The 15,543-nt window shown below is 72.3% G+C and carries 12 protein-coding genes and 1 tRNA gene; 7 read left to right on the top strand and 6 right to left on the bottom strand.

What is annotated here, in order from left to right; translation table 11 throughout:
• Positions 1-89: 89 nt before the first annotated feature.
• Positions 90-1,709, top strand: a complete 1,620-nt coding sequence (locus tag AC0NZQ_RS02460; RefSeq protein ID WP_474528052.1) for a methyltransferase domain-containing protein — start codon at positions 90-92, stop codon at positions 1,707-1,709.
• A 3-nt stretch (positions 1,710-1,712) separates the two neighbouring features.
• On the opposite strand, the gene AC0NZQ_RS02455 is transcribed toward AC0NZQ_RS02460, so the two are convergent.
• From AC0NZQ_RS02455 to AC0NZQ_RS02445, 3 genes are read right to left on the bottom strand one after another with little or no spacing between them, the layout of a single operon-like run.
• Positions 1,713-3,305, bottom strand: a complete 1,593-nt coding sequence (locus AC0NZQ_RS02455; RefSeq protein WP_474528051.1) for a Stealth CR1 domain-containing protein — start codon at positions 3,303-3,305, stop codon at positions 1,713-1,715.
• The gene (locus AC0NZQ_RS02450; protein WP_474528050.1) at positions 3,302-4,348 is read right to left on the bottom strand and encodes a glycosyltransferase family 4 protein; all 1,047 of its coding nucleotides are present in this window, start codon (positions 4,346-4,348) and stop codon (positions 3,302-3,304) included. Before AC0NZQ_RS02450 ends, AC0NZQ_RS02455 begins: the two co-directional genes overlap by 4 nt.
• A complete protein-coding gene (locus AC0NZQ_RS02445) occupies positions 4,345-5,268 on the bottom strand; it encodes a hypothetical protein (RefSeq protein ID WP_474528049.1) in 924 nt (307 codons plus the stop codon). Before AC0NZQ_RS02445 ends, AC0NZQ_RS02450 begins: the two co-directional genes overlap by 4 nt.
• Before the next feature lie 210 nt (positions 5,269-5,478).
• Here AC0NZQ_RS02445 and AC0NZQ_RS02440 point away from each other — a divergent pair, with 210 nt between their 5' ends.
• The gene (locus AC0NZQ_RS02440) at positions 5,479-7,173 is read left to right on the top strand and encodes a class I SAM-dependent methyltransferase (protein WP_474528048.1); all 1,695 of its coding nucleotides are present in this window, start codon (positions 5,479-5,481) and stop codon (positions 7,171-7,173) included.
• 208 nt (positions 7,174-7,381) lie between these two features.
• The gene (locus tag AC0NZQ_RS02435) at positions 7,382-9,601 is read left to right on the top strand and encodes an acyltransferase family protein (protein ID WP_474528047.1); all 2,220 of its coding nucleotides are present in this window, start codon (positions 7,382-7,384) and stop codon (positions 9,599-9,601) included.
• Between the two features lie 6 nt (positions 9,602-9,607).
• Here AC0NZQ_RS02435 and AC0NZQ_RS02430 read toward each other — a convergent pair whose 3' ends face one another.
• Positions 9,608-10,429, bottom strand: a complete 822-nt coding sequence (locus AC0NZQ_RS02430; RefSeq protein WP_474528046.1) for an adenylate/guanylate cyclase domain-containing protein — start codon at positions 10,427-10,429, stop codon at positions 9,608-9,610.
• A 138-nt stretch (positions 10,430-10,567) separates the two neighbouring features.
• On the opposite strand from AC0NZQ_RS02430, the gene AC0NZQ_RS02425 reads away from it, so the two are divergent.
• The gene (locus AC0NZQ_RS02425; RefSeq protein WP_474528045.1) at positions 10,568-10,855 is read left to right on the top strand and encodes a DUF1330 domain-containing protein; all 288 of its coding nucleotides are present in this window, start codon (positions 10,568-10,570) and stop codon (positions 10,853-10,855) included.
• A 4-nt stretch (positions 10,856-10,859) separates the two neighbouring features.
• Positions 10,860-11,192, top strand: a complete 333-nt coding sequence (locus AC0NZQ_RS02420; RefSeq protein WP_474528044.1) for a hypothetical protein — start codon at positions 10,860-10,862, stop codon at positions 11,190-11,192.
• A gap of 14 nt (positions 11,193-11,206) precedes the next feature.
• Here the strand turns inward: AC0NZQ_RS02420 and AC0NZQ_RS02415 are convergent, their stop codons facing one another.
• Together AC0NZQ_RS02415 and AC0NZQ_RS02410 are read right to left on the bottom strand one after the other, a co-directional pair.
• On the bottom strand, positions 11,207-11,788 hold the full coding sequence (locus AC0NZQ_RS02415) for a hypothetical protein (RefSeq protein ID WP_474528043.1): 582 nt from the start codon (positions 11,786-11,788) through the stop codon (positions 11,207-11,209).
• 2,005 nt (positions 11,789-13,793) lie between these two features.
• Positions 13,794-13,879, bottom strand: a tRNA-Leu gene (locus AC0NZQ_RS02410).
• Between the two features lie 191 nt (positions 13,880-14,070).
• Here AC0NZQ_RS02410 and AC0NZQ_RS02405 point away from each other — a divergent pair.
• Positions 14,071-15,069 carry an FhaA domain-containing protein gene (locus AC0NZQ_RS02405; RefSeq protein ID WP_474528042.1) on the top strand — a complete coding sequence of 333 codons (999 nt, stop codon included), beginning with the start codon at positions 14,071-14,073 and terminating at the stop codon, positions 15,067-15,069.
• Complete coding sequence (locus tag AC0NZQ_RS02400; protein WP_474528041.1) at positions 15,066-15,542, top strand: FHA domain-containing protein FhaB/FipA; 477 nt, start codon at positions 15,066-15,068, stop codon at positions 15,540-15,542. Before AC0NZQ_RS02405 ends, AC0NZQ_RS02400 begins: the two co-directional genes overlap by 4 nt.
• Position 15,543: the final 1 nt, after the last annotated feature.

The following is a 15,543-nucleotide window of genomic DNA, read 5'->3' as shown; positions in this document are numbered from 1 at the left end:
TCTGTCGTTCGTCCGAAGGTTACCCGGCCGTCAGCCTTGCGTTCGGTAGCCTTCACGCCGTTCTGTCGCCTCGGCCCGGACGGAGAGTCATGTCGGGTGCTCCCCCGCGCACACCCTCGCCCACGACCTCGATTCCCCGCAACGGCGTCGTCGAGGGCTTCGACCGCGAGGGTGCCCACGGCTGGCTCGACGCCGATTTCGGCGCCGAGCCGATCGCGGTGACCCTGCAGGTGGACGGCCGTCCGGTGGCCGAGGTCTTCGCCACCGATCCGGTGGCACGGCACGTCGGCGGTCAGGCCCGTGGCTTCGCCTTCGCGCTCACCGACGTCTGGGACTTCGTCGGGCCCGGTAACCGCCTGACGGTCACCGTCGGCGGACGTCCGCTCCCCATCGCGGGGCAGGGCACCGTCCACGTCCCGGCCGGGACCGGCTCCCGCTCGGCGGCCGATCTCTTCACCCGGCTCGACGCCGGTGAGGTCTTCGGACGCTCCGGGGTCCTGCAGCTGTCCAAGACGCTGGACACCGCCTGGCAGGCCGGCGTGCTCGAGCTCTACGCCCGGCTGCGCCTCCTGGTCTCGCAGGCGACCGGCTACGACGTGGTGCTGGCCTACGGCACGCTGCTGGGGGCGATCCGCGAGGGCGGCTTCATCGGCCACGACCTCGACTTCGACGCCGCCGTCGTCTCGGGCCACCGGGATGCCGCAGCCGCCGCGCGGGACCTCCGCGACCTCGCCTTCGCGCTCATCGACGCCGGCCTCGACGTCCGCGCCCGACCCACCTCGCTGACGGTGACCCATCCCGAGCAGCCGGGGGTCCTCATCCGGCTCTATCACCTCTACGTCGACGAGGCCGGTCGGCTGCAGTTCCCGCACGGCGTGGCCACCGCCGGCACGCTCGCGCCGTGGTCCGCGGTCCGGGAGGTGCCCTTCGCCGGCGCCACGGCCCTCGTCCCGGCCGACGCCGAGGCCGTCCTCGACCACGTCTACGGGCCGGACTGGCGCACCCCGAATCCCGCCTTCAGCTGGGCGACCGAGCGGGTCAGCCAGGCCTCCGACGCTCACCTGCCGGCCGCCGTGGTCGAGGAGATCTACTGGGCCGGCTTCTACGCTCGGACCACCTACACGACGGGCTCGACCTTCCAGCAGCTCGTCCAGTCGCGCGACGACCTCCCCGACACCGTGGTCGACATCGGCTGCGGGGACGGCCGTGACAGCTACGCCTTCGCCGCCGCCGGTCATGGCAAGGTCACCGGGCTGGACCGTTCGCACGTCGGCGTCCGGCAGGCCACGCGCAAGGCCGAGCAGCTCGGCTACGCCGGCCTCTCCTTCACCGCCTGCGACGTCGGGGACGCGACGCGGTTGCGGGCGACGCTGCGCGCCGCGCGGAGCGGGGACGAGCCGATGACCTTCTACCTGCGCTTCTTCCTGCACTCGATCCCCGAGGACGTCCAGCGCACGCTGATGAGCACCGTCGCCGAGTGCTCGCGCCCGGGCGACTGCTTCGCCGCCGAGTTCCGTACCGACCGCGACGAGGCCATCGGGAAGGTCCACGGCAACCACTACCGGCGGTTCCAGAACGGTGCCGTCTTCGGCCGCACGCTGCGCGACAGCTACGGCTTCACCCCCGTGCTGGAGCAGGAGGGCAACGGCTTCTCCCCCTACCGGGGCGAGGACCCGCAGCTGTACCGGGTCATCGCCCGCCGCGGTTGAGGGCTACCGCTTCTCGAACCCCGATGCCATCGGGCTCTTCTCGAACCCCGATGCCATCGGGAAGTAGGACTCCAGGAACCCGACGACCTCCGGGATGGGCACCGGGACCGTGCCGGGCTCGGGGGCGTCGTTCAGGCAGAAGACGGTCGCGTCGCGGGCGGCGAGCAGGCGGCGCAATCTCGGCAGCGTCTCGCTCACCCCGACGTTGAGGTACCGGTAGTCGATGGTGGCGGGGACGGCCTTGCCGATCGCCTGCGCGTAGTAGTGGAAGAGCTGGTCACCGGCGATGTCCTCGTGGTGCCGGAAGCGGTGGCCCGCGGTGGCGGTGACGACCTCGGCGAAGCGCTCCTCGATCTCGTAGTTCACCGAGCGCAGCTGCGGGTACGGCGTGTGCTGGATCGCCTGCGTCACCGAGCGGCCGAGGCCGGCCTCCATGAGGCTGCGGATGTTCTTGGTGATGTTGAAGTGGGGCGCATCGCCGTGGTGGGCCGGTCCGAACGCCCGCGGCAGGCTGCCGGAGAAGACCTTGGCGATGCCGCTGCCGAACCAGAACTGCTCCGGACGGGCGTCCCGACCCAGGAACATGTCGTCGTTGAAGTACAGGTAGTGCTCGGCCAGGCCTTCGATGTGGTGCAGCTGCGTGATGATCGCCGAGGAGTTGAAGATCGGCAGCACCGACGGGTCGGCGTAAATGTCGCGGTGGTCGACGACCGTCAGGCGCGGGTTCTCCTCGTCCAGCCAGGACGGCACCTGACCGTCCGTGACGAGGTAGACGTGCCGGATCCACGGCGCGTACATCTCCAGGGAGCGGAGCGAGTACTTCAGCTCGTCGCGGCTCTGGTACCGGTTGGCCGCCTGCGCCTCGGGATGGAAGTCGACGCCGTCGGCCTCGGCCCGCGCCCGCTGCATCCGCTCCCGCCAGACGGGGTCGTCGCCGTCCACCCAGGTGTAGACGGCGTCGATGGGGAAGGTGACGTCGTCGAGGAAGGTGCGGTCGAAGACCGCCACCGACGGCCGCTCCCGCCCCTCGACGGTGATCGTCGCCGGGGTGAGGTAGTCCTCGTGGAAGGCGAGGCCGGCGACGTTGGGGATGGTGGCCTGCCACATGCCCGGCTCGTCGGCGCGCGGCGGGGACCAGAACTCGACGACGCAGCCGTACTCGAAGCCGTAGTCCAGCAGGCCGTCGGCCACCGACCAGAGCCGCGCGACCAGCAGCGCGTCGCAGCGACTCGGGACCATGGCGAGGGTCTCGGCGGACAGCGGCAGCGGCAACCCGTCGAGACGACCGGCGAAGGCCTCCCGCACGTGCATGCCGGCGCCGGCGAGCTCGGCCAGCAGCGAGATCGCGGTGCTGCGGTGCTCGGCGCGGACGGCCACCGTGCTCCCCACCCGCCGGGTGTCCAGCGCGTGGGGGTCGGTGCTGCCGACCCGTCCGGAGGTGTCGGCGCGCACGACGAAGGCGGGGACGCCGCCGCGTCGGAAGAGGTCGAGGACGGCGTCGAGCAGCTCGGCCCTGGCTGCCGCCGGCAGCAACCGATCGGTCACCGCGTGCTCCCTGCCGCCGACGCGACGCGTCCCGGTGATGGTTGTGGTCACGAACGTCCTCCGGCCGTGCGGGATTGCGCGAGGATCTGCGCAAAATAGTTGCGCAGGTCGGCTGCGCTCCTCGGTGTCAGCAGGCCCGTGCGCTCGCGTCGCGCGGCGGTGGCGAGGGCGAGCCGTCGTCCTTCGTCACGGGCAAGATCGGTGATCGTGTCAGCCAGGGTCACCACGTCGGTCCGCGGCAGCACCACGCCGTTGTGGCCGTCCCGGACCAGGCGGGCGACGGCCGGGACGAGCGGGCTGCCGACGACGGGTATGCCGGCGGCCAGCGCCTCGACGACGCTGAGGCCGTTGGCCTCGCCGGGATTGATCGCGACCACGAAGCCCGCGTCGGCGTAGTGCGGGGCGATGTCGGCGACGTCGCCCGGCAGCACGATCCGCTCGGTGAGCCCGAGCGCCTCGACGTGCTCGGCGAGCCCGGCCAGCTCTGCCCCCGCGCCGACGATCCGGAGCCGCCATCCCGGCAGCTCGGGCAGCGCCCGGGCGAAGGCGTCCACCACCTGGCGCGTCGCCTCGGTGATCGCGCCGGCGACGACGACCCAGTGACCGCGGCCGCTGCCGAGCACGCTCTCGTCCTCGGCGACGAAGTCGTCCATGGCCCGGACCCGCTCCGGCGCCAGCCCGGAGCGCCGCGCGAAGTCGTCCGGATCCACCGACAGCGGCACGAGCGCCCCGGCGATCCGCGGCACGGACTGCATGAACCGGTTGCCGGCCAGCGCCACCTCGGCGCGGGCGTTGACCGTGTGCACGACCTGCGTGCCCGGCGAGAGCCGGGCGACCGCGGAGGCGGCGGTGCGGTCGCCGACGGTCACGATGATGTCCGAGCGGGCCAGCCGCGCCTCGCCGGCCAGGCTGCGGGCCGGCGGGAAGGCCCGGATCAGACGGTTCCGGGGGACGTCCGCCGGTGGCGGGGTGAGAGCGAGACCGGCGACGTCGTGCTCGGCCGCCAGCACCTGCATCCGGCGCAGCGACATGACGATGCGGCCGGTGGGGTTGGTGCTGTCCACCAACCAGGTGAGGCGGGCCCGGCGCGTCACGCCGCGCTCCTGTCGCCGACACGGACCACGAGCTGCCCGTCCGAGGCGTAGTCCACGGTCACCGCGCAGGCGGTCGGACCGGTCGTCGGCAGCCGGACGTAGCGAGGTGGCCGGGGGGCGCTGGGGCGGGACGCCGGCGGCAGGGCGAGAGGGGCCCGTGCGCCACCGACCTCGACGAAGGCCGCCAGCGTCGCGGCGCCGCCGGTCGAGACAAGCTCGGCGAGGTCGAGGCGGACGACGGACCGGCCGCCGTCCGGCTGCGCCTCGTGGGTCGTCTCGTCGCCGTCCCCGACGAGCACCAGCCGACTGTCGGGACGCTCGGGCCAGCTGATCTGCAGGCTGCGGATTCCCAGCCGCACCGCGTGATCGGTGACCGGTGGCGGTTCGGGACGGCGCCCGGTGAGGGTGAGGGACCCGTCGACACCGGCGCCCAGGGCCGGCGGCCACGGGACCCCGGCCGGCGCGTTCGTCGTGGCGGCCGGCAGCGTGACGGTCCCGCCCTCGGTACGCAGCAGCACCGTCTGCGGTGAACCGTCGGTCACGGTGTCAGGGAGGAGGGCCACCAGGCGCAGCAGCTCGCCACCGGCGTCGAGGACCGTGTCGGCGACCGTCTCGGTGCCCGCCGGGTCCCGGAACACCACGGCGTCGACACCCTCGGGCGCGGCGGCGACGGTGAGGCTGAGCTCCTGCCCGCCGAGCACCACGGCCCGGACCACGGCGAGCCCCACGGTGGTCGTCGCTGTCGCTGTCGCGGGCCGCCGGCCGCGCCGGGAGACCCGCACGGCGAGGTCCACCAGCGTGGCGGCCACCGAGGCGAGCAGCGCGAAGCGGGACCCGAGCAGCCGCCGGTAGCGATCGGCGAGCACGAAGCGCAGGTCGCGGCGGACGCGGACGAGACGCGGGCCGACCGAACTGCGCATGCGGGTCGAGTGCTCCCTCTCGCTGACGGCGGCCGGAGGGCGCCGGGGTGGTGGGCGACGCGCGCCGAACCGGGGCGCCGAACGCGCGGACAGCCGCAGCCTACCGGCGACGCCGGTAGGGTCCCGGCCAGCCAGGACGCCCGCGCTCGGCGCGAGCTCAGCTGTCGAACCGCCTGTTAGCGCTCGTGGCGGAGAGGAGAACGAGGCCGTATGCCCGGTCCTTCGCCGACGCCCCGCCGCCTGGCCCGGGCCGCCCGGCGCCGGTTGCGCCGGCTCCGGCGGGCGGCACGAAACTCCACGATCCTGGTGTCGGTGGCCCATCCCCGCGGCGCGGCGGAGCCGGCCGGACCCGCGGCAGCCGGTCGGGTCGAGCGCTTCGACCGCGACGCGGTGGCGGGCTGGGCGCCGCTGCACGACGGTCGTCCGGTGCGGATCGGGGTGCACGTCAACGACCTGGAGGTCGCCGCAGCGTGGGCCACCGACGAGGTCCCCGGCCGGGAGGACGCGCGCGGTTTCCAGCTCCGGCTGCGCGGCATCTGGGACTACGTCGGCCCCCGTGACGTCCTCACGCTGCGGGTCGACGGCCGGCCGCTCCCGATGCCGGACGGCCGGCTCTTCCGCCGTCCGGCCAAGGCCGGAGGCGCGACGGTGCGCGAGCTGCGCCGCAGGCTTGCCGACGGCTACATCCTCGGCCAGACCGGTCGGCTGCAGCTGTCCAAGAAGCTGGACACCGAGTGGCAGGCCACCGTGATGGGCCTCTACCAGCGGGTGCGCCGGCTGCTGGCCGACGAGTACGGCCACGACGTCTTCCTGGTCTACGGCACGCTGCTGGGGGCGGTGCGCGAGGGCAGCGTCATCGGTCACGACGTCGACTTCGACTGCGCCTATGTCTCGCGGGCGCGCTCCGGACGTGCGGCCGCCGCCGACCTGCGGGACATCGGTCTCTTCCTCGTCGACCAGGGACTGGACGTCGAGTGCCGCCAGACCGCACTGCACGTGCACGACGCGACCGACCCCTCGATCCGGATCGATCTGTTCCACTTCTTCTTCGACGAGACCGACGAGCTCGCCGCGCCCTTCGGTATCGCCGGGACCACGGTCATCACCCGCGAGCAGTGGGCCGGGACCAAGGAGATCGACTTCTGTGGCGGCCGGGCGCTGGTCCCCGGCATCGACGAGGCCTTCGTGGAACACCTCTACGGCGCGACGTGGCGGCTCCCGAAGCCCGGCTTCCACTGGCTGCGTGACCGCACCCGACGGTGGCTCGACGGAGTGCTGCCGATGACGGACGTGACGGCGGTGCTGTGGGAGAACGCCTATGCCCGCCGGGCGCCCTTCTCCGAGCCGTCGTCGTTCTGCCGCGACCTGCTCGCGCGACCGGAGCTGCCGGCCACGGTCGTCGATATCGGCTGTGGCGACGGACGGGACACCGCCGCCTTCGCTGACACCGGCCGGACCGCCGTCGGGCTGGATCGCTCCCGCCGGGCGGTGGCGCTCGGCCTGGCCCGCGGGACCACCGCCCGCTTCGAGGTCTGCGACATCGACGCCCCGGACTTCGGACCCGCCCTCGGCCGGATCCGGGACGGGGCCGACGGTCCCGTGCTCTTCTACCTGCGGTTCCTCGTCCACGCCGTGGACGGCCCCACCGAGGCGGTGCTGCTGACGGAGCTGGGGCGGCGAGCTCGGCCCGGCGACCTGGTGGCCGCGGAGTTCCGCACCGAGCGCGACAAGGCCTTGCCGAAGACCTTCGGGAACCACCTGCGGCGTTACGTGGCGCCGGAGCGGTTCGACGGCCGGCTCCGGGACGCCGGCTTCGAGATCCTGGACGTCGTCGACGGCACCGGCCTCGCCCCCCTCGGCGACGAGGACCCCGAGCTGCACCGGGTGGTGGCCCGCCGCCGGTGACCGGGCTCCGGGACAGGTGCCGCGACGAACGGACGCCATCCGCCGTCGCGGCGATCCAGACGCGTGCGTTCGGTCACGGCTGCCAGCTCACGGGGCCGTCACCCAGAGTTCGCCGATAGGGTTGCCTGTCGTCCATCCGGGGCACACCTTCTGCCGTCCGCTGCGTCCGCCGACGTGAGCGCCCGAGACCGCCCGAGGAGAAACCGCAGTGTCCACGCCCGCCGGTCGTACCGTGGGCCGGCACCGTGCCCCCCGGCCGGGCCCCGGCGCGGTTGCGGGTCCGTCGGGCTTCCGGCCGGACGTCCAGGGGCTGCGCGCGATCGCGGTGTCGCTGGTGGTGGCCTATCACCTCTACCCCTCGCTCGTGCCCGGCGGCTACGTCGGCGTCGACGTCTTCTTCGTCATCTCCGGCTACCTCATCACCGGCCACCTCATGCGCACCGTCGCCAAGACCGGGCGCGTCGGGTTCGTCGACTTCTACGCTCGCCGGGCGCGGCGGCTGATGCCCGCGGCGGCGCTGGTGCTCGCCGCCACCTGGCTGCTGTCGAAGGCCTTCCTGCCGGCGACCCAGCTCGCCGCGACCGCCGAACAGGTGCGGGCGAGCGCGCTCTATTTCCAGAACTGGATCCTTGCCAACGACGCGGTCTCGTACCTCACCGCGGACGACCCGCCCACGCCGGTGCAGCACTTCTGGTCGCTGTCGGTCGAGGAGCAGTTCTATCTCGTCTGGCCGCTGCTCTTCCTGCTCGCCCTCGGTGTCGGGACGCTGCTGGCGCGGCGGCTGCGCGCCCGCGGCGCGGCGGCCGACCGTGTCGCCGCCCGCCGCGCGAGCCGCACCAGGGCCAGCATGTTCCTGCTCGCGCTCGTCGTGGCGGTCGCCTCCTTCACCTTCTCGGTGCACGAGACGCGCACCAACCCGGCGGCGGCGTACTTCATCACCACCACCCGGGTCTGGGAGCTCGCGCTCGGCGCGGCCCTCGCCCTGCTCGGCGGCCGGGCCGCCCACCGGCTCAGCCGGGTCGGCCTGCTCGGCTGGGCCGGTCTCGTCCTCGTCGTCGTCTCGGCCTACGTCATCGACGACCACTCCGCCTTCCCCGGCAGCATCGCGGCACTGCCCGTGATCGGCACCGTCCTGGCCCTCGCCGGCGGTTCGGCCGCGGCGCGCGTCGGGCCGTCCGGGCTGCTGTCGCTGCGCCCCGTGGTGTGGGTCGGCGACGTCTCGTACTCGCTGTACCTGTGGCACTGGCCGCTCATCGTCATCTGGAAGGCCAAGACCGGCGGCGACATCGGCTACCTGGACGGCCCCGCCATCCTCGCCGCCTCGCTGCTGCTGGCCTGGCTGACCAAGGTGCTGGTGGAGGACCGCGTCCGGCTGGCGGCCTTCTTCGCCCGGCACCGGTGGCGGTCACTGGCGACGGTGACGGCGGCCCTGGTGCCGGTGCTGATGGCCACGCTCTTCATCGCCCACGAGCCCGGCCCCTACAAGCCCAAGCTCAGCGCCGAGCAGCCCGGTGCCGCCGCCCTCGTCCGGCCGTCCGCCTCCGCGACGCCGTCCGGGTCGGCGTCGACTTCGGCTTCGGCCAGCTCGTCACGGTCGGCGGCGTCGCTGACCCCGGCCGGGAACACCTCCACGAAGTTCGCGCCGCCGGTCACCGCGGCCGAGACCGACGAGGGGGCCTACACGAAGGGCCCCGGCGGGTGTCAGGCGGTGCAGAGCTCGCCCAACCTGCTGCCCTGCACCTACGGCGACACCACGAACCCGGTGAAGACGGTGGCGCTGGTGGGCGACTCGGTGGCCGGCCAGTGGTTCCCGGCGCTCAATGCGATCGCGCTGGAACGGCACTGGAAGCTGGTGATGAACCTCCACAGCCTCTGCACCTGGACGCCCACCCTGCTTGTCATGGACGGGTCGACGAAGTACCCGTCGTGCCAGGCCTGGGGCAAGAAGCTCACCGCGCAGCTGCTCAAGGAGAAGCCGGACGTCGTGATCACCTCGTCCCGACCGTCGTTGGGCACGGTGGCCCACCCGGACGCCGGCCCCGCTGCGTGGCGCGAGATCGCCAAGGGCGCCGCCACCTACTGGGAGCAGCTGCGCCGCGCCGGCATCCCCGTGGTGCCGTTCATCGAGTCGCCCGAGATGCACAAGGACATCCCCGAGTGCCTGGCGCGGACCAACGACGACTTCACCGAGTGCAGCGTGCCGCGGGACGAGGCCGTCCCGGACGACACCCCGATGGTGCTCGCGGCCCGCGCGACGAAGGCCCGCGCCGTCGACCTCAACGACCTCATCTGCGGTCCGAAGACGTGCCAGCCGGTGGTTGGCAACGTCCTGATCTACCGGGACAAGCACCACATCACGCGGACGTTCATGCTGACGCTGCGCCCCTTCGTGGAGAAGCGGCTGGTGGCGACCGGCGTCTTCACCTGACCGGCGTCACGCCTCGGCGCGCCAGAACAGCGACAGGACCCGCACCGGCTCGCTGACGCCCTTGAGGTGGTGCCGGCCGCGGTCGGTGAGGTCCCGGCCGGGGGCCTCGACGTCCTCGGTCAGCAGGATCTCACCGCCGCTTGCCAGCCCGGCGACCCGCGCGGCCACCGCCACCGTGCGGCCGTAGAAGTCGCCGTCCCGGCTGACGACGGGTCCCGAGTGCATGCCGATGCGCACCTTCAGCGGGGTGCGCTTCAGGGTGCGGTCCCGGCTGGAGTCCAGACCACGCTGCATGGCCACGGCGGCGTCGAGCGCGGCGTCCGGCCTGCCGAAGACGATCATGAAGCCGTCGCCCTGGTTCTTGACGACGTGACCGCGGTGGCGCTCGACGGCACCGCGGACGACTCGCTCGTGCGCGGCCAGCACCTTCAGCCAGCCCTCGTCGCCGAGCGCCTCGTTGTGCGGGGTGGAGTCCTCGATGTCGGTGAAGACGACGGTGGCGGTGCCGTCGGCCGCGGCCACCCGGACGATGGTGGCGCGGTCCTCCCGAGCCCACCGTTCCAGCACCTCCAGCGACTCGGCCAGGACGCTGCCGACGCCGTCCTCCCGGAGCCGGGTGGCGGTGGTGGTCACGGCCCGGACCGCCTTCGTGGCGCGTCCGGCGAGGCCGGCGATGGTGCCGCGGGGCTCGACCTCGACCAGCCCGCGTTCCAGCTCCTCGACGCGCTGCCGGGACGAGCGCAGCCGCCCGGCGGTGACGGCGAGAGCGACGACGAGCCCGATCGCCGTCGCGCCGAGCACGCACACCGCGACGATCAGCAGGGTCATGGGCTGACCGTAGCGGCCCCGGCTCCGGTCCGGGTTGGCCCCATCTCGGCGCGGTTGGCCCCATGCCAGCGCGGCGTGGAGCCGGTGATCGCCGCGCCAGGGTGGGGCCAACCCGGACGGCCGCGGCATGATGGCGGCGTGACGGCCTACTGGATCAGCATCTACCGAGAGGTCCGCGACCCCGAGAAGGTCGCGGCCTACGCGAAGCTCGCCGGACCGGCGCTGGAGGCCGGCGGCGGCACCTTCATCGCCCGCGGGCTTCCCGAGCAGGTCTACGAGGCAGGCGAGCAGACCCGCACCGTGCTCATCGAGTTCGACTCCGTCGAGCAGGCCCGCGCCGCGCACGACAGCGAGGCCTACGCCGAGGCGCTCGCCGCGCTCGGTGACGGGGCCGTCCGGGACCTGCGGATCGTCCCCGGTAGCTGACGTCGTGTCGGCCCGGGGTCGCGTCGGCGCCGTCGCCGCGCTGGTGTCGGGGACGATTGCCTGGCTCGTGGCCGTGGCGGCCTACGCGATCGTGCTGGTGAGTCGGCAGGTGCGTGGCGACTTCTTCTGCGGCGACAGACCACGGGGGTCGTCGGTCTACGGACAGGCGTCGTGGCAGTGGTGGTTCCCTGGCACCCGCTGCACGTTTCCCGCCTCGGACGGCCTGCCGGCGCTCGTCCGGCACCCCGCGGCCTGGAGCGGCGTGGGCGCGGTCGTCCTCGTCCTCTGCCCGGTCGTGCTCGTGACCCTTGCGGTGCGTGTCGCGCGACCGACCTGACCGCCCTCGCGGGGTTACCAGGACCGTTCTGCGACCCGGTGCCCGTCCTTGTCGAGGAAGGTGGCGTCGTCGTAGCCGCAGCTCTGCGCCGAGACACGCGCGGCTGTCACGAACCACCCGCCGGGCGTGACCCAGGCCGGGAGCCGGCGGTTGATCGGCGCGGTGAGGTGCGCGGGCGTCGACGGGCGGCATCCGGGACCGCCGACCGACGTACCGTCGGAGACATGATCGGGCAGCGAGAAGGTGGCGAGCCGGACGCGCACGGCGCCGGGCGGCGCCGGCCCCCAGATCAGCTGCCAATTGCCTGCCTCGGCCGTGTCGACCGGCCCGGCGAGCCGATCGTCCGGCGGCCCGAAGCCGCAGCCGTCCTCGACAAAACCGTCCTTCGGCGTCGACTGGGCGTTCACACCCATGCACAGCTGGCCCTCGGGGCTGGACGAGACCGTCAGCCGCCACGGATGTCCGGCGGTGGTGCCACGGGCAAGGAGCTGCTCCGCGTGCGAGCGCGGCTGCGGCCCTCCGGGGTCGGGGGCCGACGAGCACGCCGCCAGCGGCAGTAGCGCTGCTGCCGCCACCCCGATCACCCGTCGCCACATGGCGCACATGATGCCCCGGGGCGGAGATCACGCGTCCTCCACACCCACGGTAGCCAAACGAGCCGGGCGGCGATTACGACTGTCGCCGGGCCGAGTGGGGTGTCATCATGAGGGCGACTCATCGGGGAGGGAAACCCAATGTCATCTATTTTCGCCGCGCTGTCAGCCGATGCTCGTGCCGAACGCCGCGCTCGCCGCCGCGCTCGCAAGGTCCAGCGCCAGCGTCTGGACCACGCGCGCCGCCGGAACCTGCACGAGGCGGTGCGGCACCAGGCCGTCCCGCCCACCGCACCGCAGGGCGCGCCGCCCACCCCGTTTGCGCCTCCGTAAAGATCTCGGAGAGGCGCACGCGCGTTCTTCGAGGCACCAGCCGAAGCATGTCGGCGCAACGACTGATCTCATCGTGAGGGGTCGCAACCCGGGCAGGGACGCGTCGACGAGGACGGCGGTTTCGACCGGCTGACGTGGTGTCCTTCGTCCGCCCGTTTGCGGGCCGAGCCTGGCGTCAGCCTTGGAGAGGGTCGCAGCGCCTGAGCAGCCACCGTCGCAGGATGCACGACAGGGCCACCACATTAAAATGCGCGGCGCGCGATCGGGTGGTGGGCGAACCAGTCGACGCAAGATCCGATGGCCTACCAACGTGCCGCTACAGGTGCCCTCAGGTGTCTCCGCTTGATCGACGTTGCCTCGATTGCCCCCCGGGAAGTCCGTGGTCGGGTGCGTCGCGAAGGGCGCAGCAATCGGAGTAGCCACAAGCCTCGGCGGCGCTGCCCTAGGCAAGCTCGCCAAGGTTGGTCTGAGCAAGGTCCTGACCAGGCGGGTGAGTGCCGAGGCCGAGGAAGTCGAGGCGACGACAGCATCCGGCGTTGCTGCCACCCGAGGCGACGGGGATACGTATGCATCGAATATCCCTGAGGGCGGTCGTTCGGACGGTGAGGAAGGGGCGATCTGTAATGGCGTCGCTGTTGACTCGCTTCCTGTCCGATTACGTCACGCCCGTTCTCGTGGAGGCGGGATAGGACCGTCGCGGACGCACCTACCGCCAACGGTCTGAGGTCGGCTGGCGAATCGTTCACTTCGCCACCACTCGCACCACGACCCCCGAGGCGGCGATCTTTCACCCTCAGCTCGGCGTTTACATCCCCCGAGATCGGCCGTGGCTTGCGCCGGATCTTCGCGCCGAAATCGACGCGCAAGTACCGGGTATCGATAAATCGCAGTACTACGCGGCCATCCGTGCTGACACGCGGTCCAGCTACGAGCGGGACGCTGACTCCCGTCGCGTCGGCGAGTGGGCTCTGCTGCCGGGAGACGACACCGAGGCGACGGGTAAAGAATTGCGCTCCAAGCTGATAGAACAGGCGCTGCCCTGCCGGGACAGCGTCCTTGCCGCCGGTCGCGGCAAGATCGCCGCTGCGTGGCCTGCCATTCACGCCATCGTCATCAGCTCACCGTTTGAGGAGGCGTCGTCGGCGTCGGCTGAGGCGACCATTTACGGGCAGTGAGGCGAGAGATCGAGTTCTCTTCGACCTGCCTCGCGGGCTTCGCCCGCCTGTGAGAGCGACGATGGTGACTGTCGTAGGTACGCACCCGATTGTCAGTCCGCCCCGTGCCCGCTGCGGCAGTGCCCGGCAGCGGAGCAGCGCCGGCATCGCACACGCCGAGTTCGCTCGAGCGCGGCGCCGGGCCGGTCCAGGTCACCGACGCGGAGACACTGCGACTGTCGTTGGGGATGTCGCAGGCATCGCACTGCGCGCGCTTCGTCCGCGCGACGCTGTCGGGATCATTTCCACTCGGGCCGCCGCCCTCGAACCTGCTTGTCTGCGCCGGGGTACCGCCGGACTGTGCCTGACAGTTGGGGTCGAGCTGCGGCCGGGCTACGGCGCCAGCGTGAGCGGCGTCATCGGCCGTGTGGCCAGGCTCTGCCTCGGTGAAAGCTGTGGCAGCGAACGTCTCGGGTGTCTGGCTGCCCCCGAAGCGGGACCCTGGGAGATGACCCAGGAACTGGTGGGCAAGGGGGGAGTTGAACCCCCACGTCCTTTCGGACACACGGACCTGAACCGTGCGCGTCTGCCATTCCGCCACTTGCCCGGGCTCGCGTGGGCGGTCCGGTTGGACGTCCGCGCTGGTTGGCAGCCGCAACGTTAGCACGCGGCGCAGCCCGAAAAATCGGGTGCCTCAGCCGTGCCCGATAGACTCCGGACCGCTCACGTCGCCCGACGTGCAGTTGAACGTGCCCGCACGAGCGGTGGGCACCCGTGGATGTCGACAGGAGGAACGCCGTGAGCCTGGCGCAGCGCTTCGAACGCCGCCTGGAAGGCCTGGTCGGCGGTGCCTTCGCGAGGGTCTTCAAGGGACAGGTCGAGCCGGTCGAGATCGGCTCGGCGCTGCAGCGCGAAGCGGCCGACAAGCGCAACGTCATGGGCAACGGTCAGGTCCTGTCGCCCAACCGCTACCGCGTGACGCTGTCGCCGTCGGACTACGAGCGGCTTATCCCGTGGGAGAACCAGCTGACCAACTCGCTGGCCGAACTCGTGCAGGAGTACCTGGACGAGAACCGGTGGGACACCATCGGCGACGTCGAGGTCTACCTCGCCCGTGACGACGAGCTGCACACCGGCGTCTTCGGCGTCGCCTCCCGGATGGAGCCGGCCGCGCCGCCGCGCCGCCGCCCGCAGGACTCGCTCTCCATGCCGATCGTCCCCGGCGCGCCGCTGGGTCAGTACCCGGATCCGCCCCCCGGCGGCCACGGCGCTGCCGCCACCTCAGCACCCGTAGCGCCTCCCGCCTTCGCGCCGCCGGCTCCCGCCGCTGCGCCGCCGGTCCCGCCACCGGCGCCCGCCTTTGCCGATCCGTACGGCGGCGGTCAGCCGGGCCACGGCCAGCAGCCCGGCTACGGCAACGACCCCTACGGCAACAACGGCCACGGCGGGGCGCCGCAGGGCAACCCGTACGACCAGACCTACGCCCAGCAGGCGCCGCCGCAGCGCCGGCAGTCGGCGATGCTGATCGTCGACCAGTCCAACCGCCGTTTCGATCTGCGCAGCGGCAGCAACGTCATCGGCCGCGGCACCGACAGCGACCTGCAGCTGCTGGACCAGGGCATCTCGCGCCGCCACGTGGACATCCAGTTCGACGGCAACTTCGCGACCGCCTACGACCTGGGCTCCACCAACGGCACGACGGTCAACGGCCACGAGATCAGCAGCCAGTTGCTGCGCCACGGCGACGTCATCCGCGTGGGCCACACGCGCATCGTGTTCCACCAGGAACGCGCGTGAACTCTGCCCTGGCGCTCCAGCTCTTCCGCTTCGGATTCCTGGTCCTGCTCTGGCTGTTCGTCTTCGCCTGCATCCGGGTGATCCGGACGGACCTGCGGACCAGCGGACAGGCCCGCGTGGCCACACCGCCGCCGGCCCGTCGACGGGGCAAGAGCTCGTCGGCCGCGCAGCCGTCACGCCCCGGTCAGCCGACCCACCTCATGGTCACCGAAGGCGGCCTCACCGGTACCCGGATCGGCCTCACCGGCGCACCCGTCCTCATCGGCCGGGCCAACGACTCCACCCTCGTCCTCGAGGACGACTACGCCAGCACCCGGCACGCCCGCATCAGCCTGCAGGACGGCGTCTGGGTCGTCGAGGATCTCGGCTCCACCAACGGCACCTATCTCGGCCAACGCAAGCTCGACGGACCCGTCCAGCTCGAACCCGGCGTGCCGCTGCGCATCGGCAAGACGGTGCTGGAGCTGCGCTGAC

The sequence above is a fragment of the Jatrophihabitans sp. sgz311053 genome, from assembly GCF_056135305.1.
Note: the sequence above shows the minus strand (reverse complement) of the source record. Positions and strands in the feature narration are given on the sequence as shown.

Excerpts from the sequence above, each read along its gene's own strand:
- AC0NZQ_RS02460 (WP_474528052.1), top strand. The coding sequence starts at position 90 with ATGTCGGGTGCTCCCCCGCGCACACCCTCGCCCACGACCTCGATTCCC.
- AC0NZQ_RS02445 (WP_474528049.1), bottom strand. The coding sequence starts at position 5,268 with ATGCGCAGTTCGGTCGGCCCGCGTCTCGTCCGCGTCCGCCGCGACCTG.
- AC0NZQ_RS02440 (WP_474528048.1), top strand. The coding sequence starts at position 5,479 with ATGCCCGGTCCTTCGCCGACGCCCCGCCGCCTGGCCCGGGCCGCCCGG.
- AC0NZQ_RS02430 (WP_474528046.1), bottom strand. The coding sequence starts at position 10,429 with ATGACCCTGCTGATCGTCGCGGTGTGCGTGCTCGGCGCGACGGCGATC.
- AC0NZQ_RS02415 (WP_474528043.1), bottom strand. The coding sequence starts at position 11,788 with ATGTGGCGACGGGTGATCGGGGTGGCGGCAGCAGCGCTACTGCCGCTG.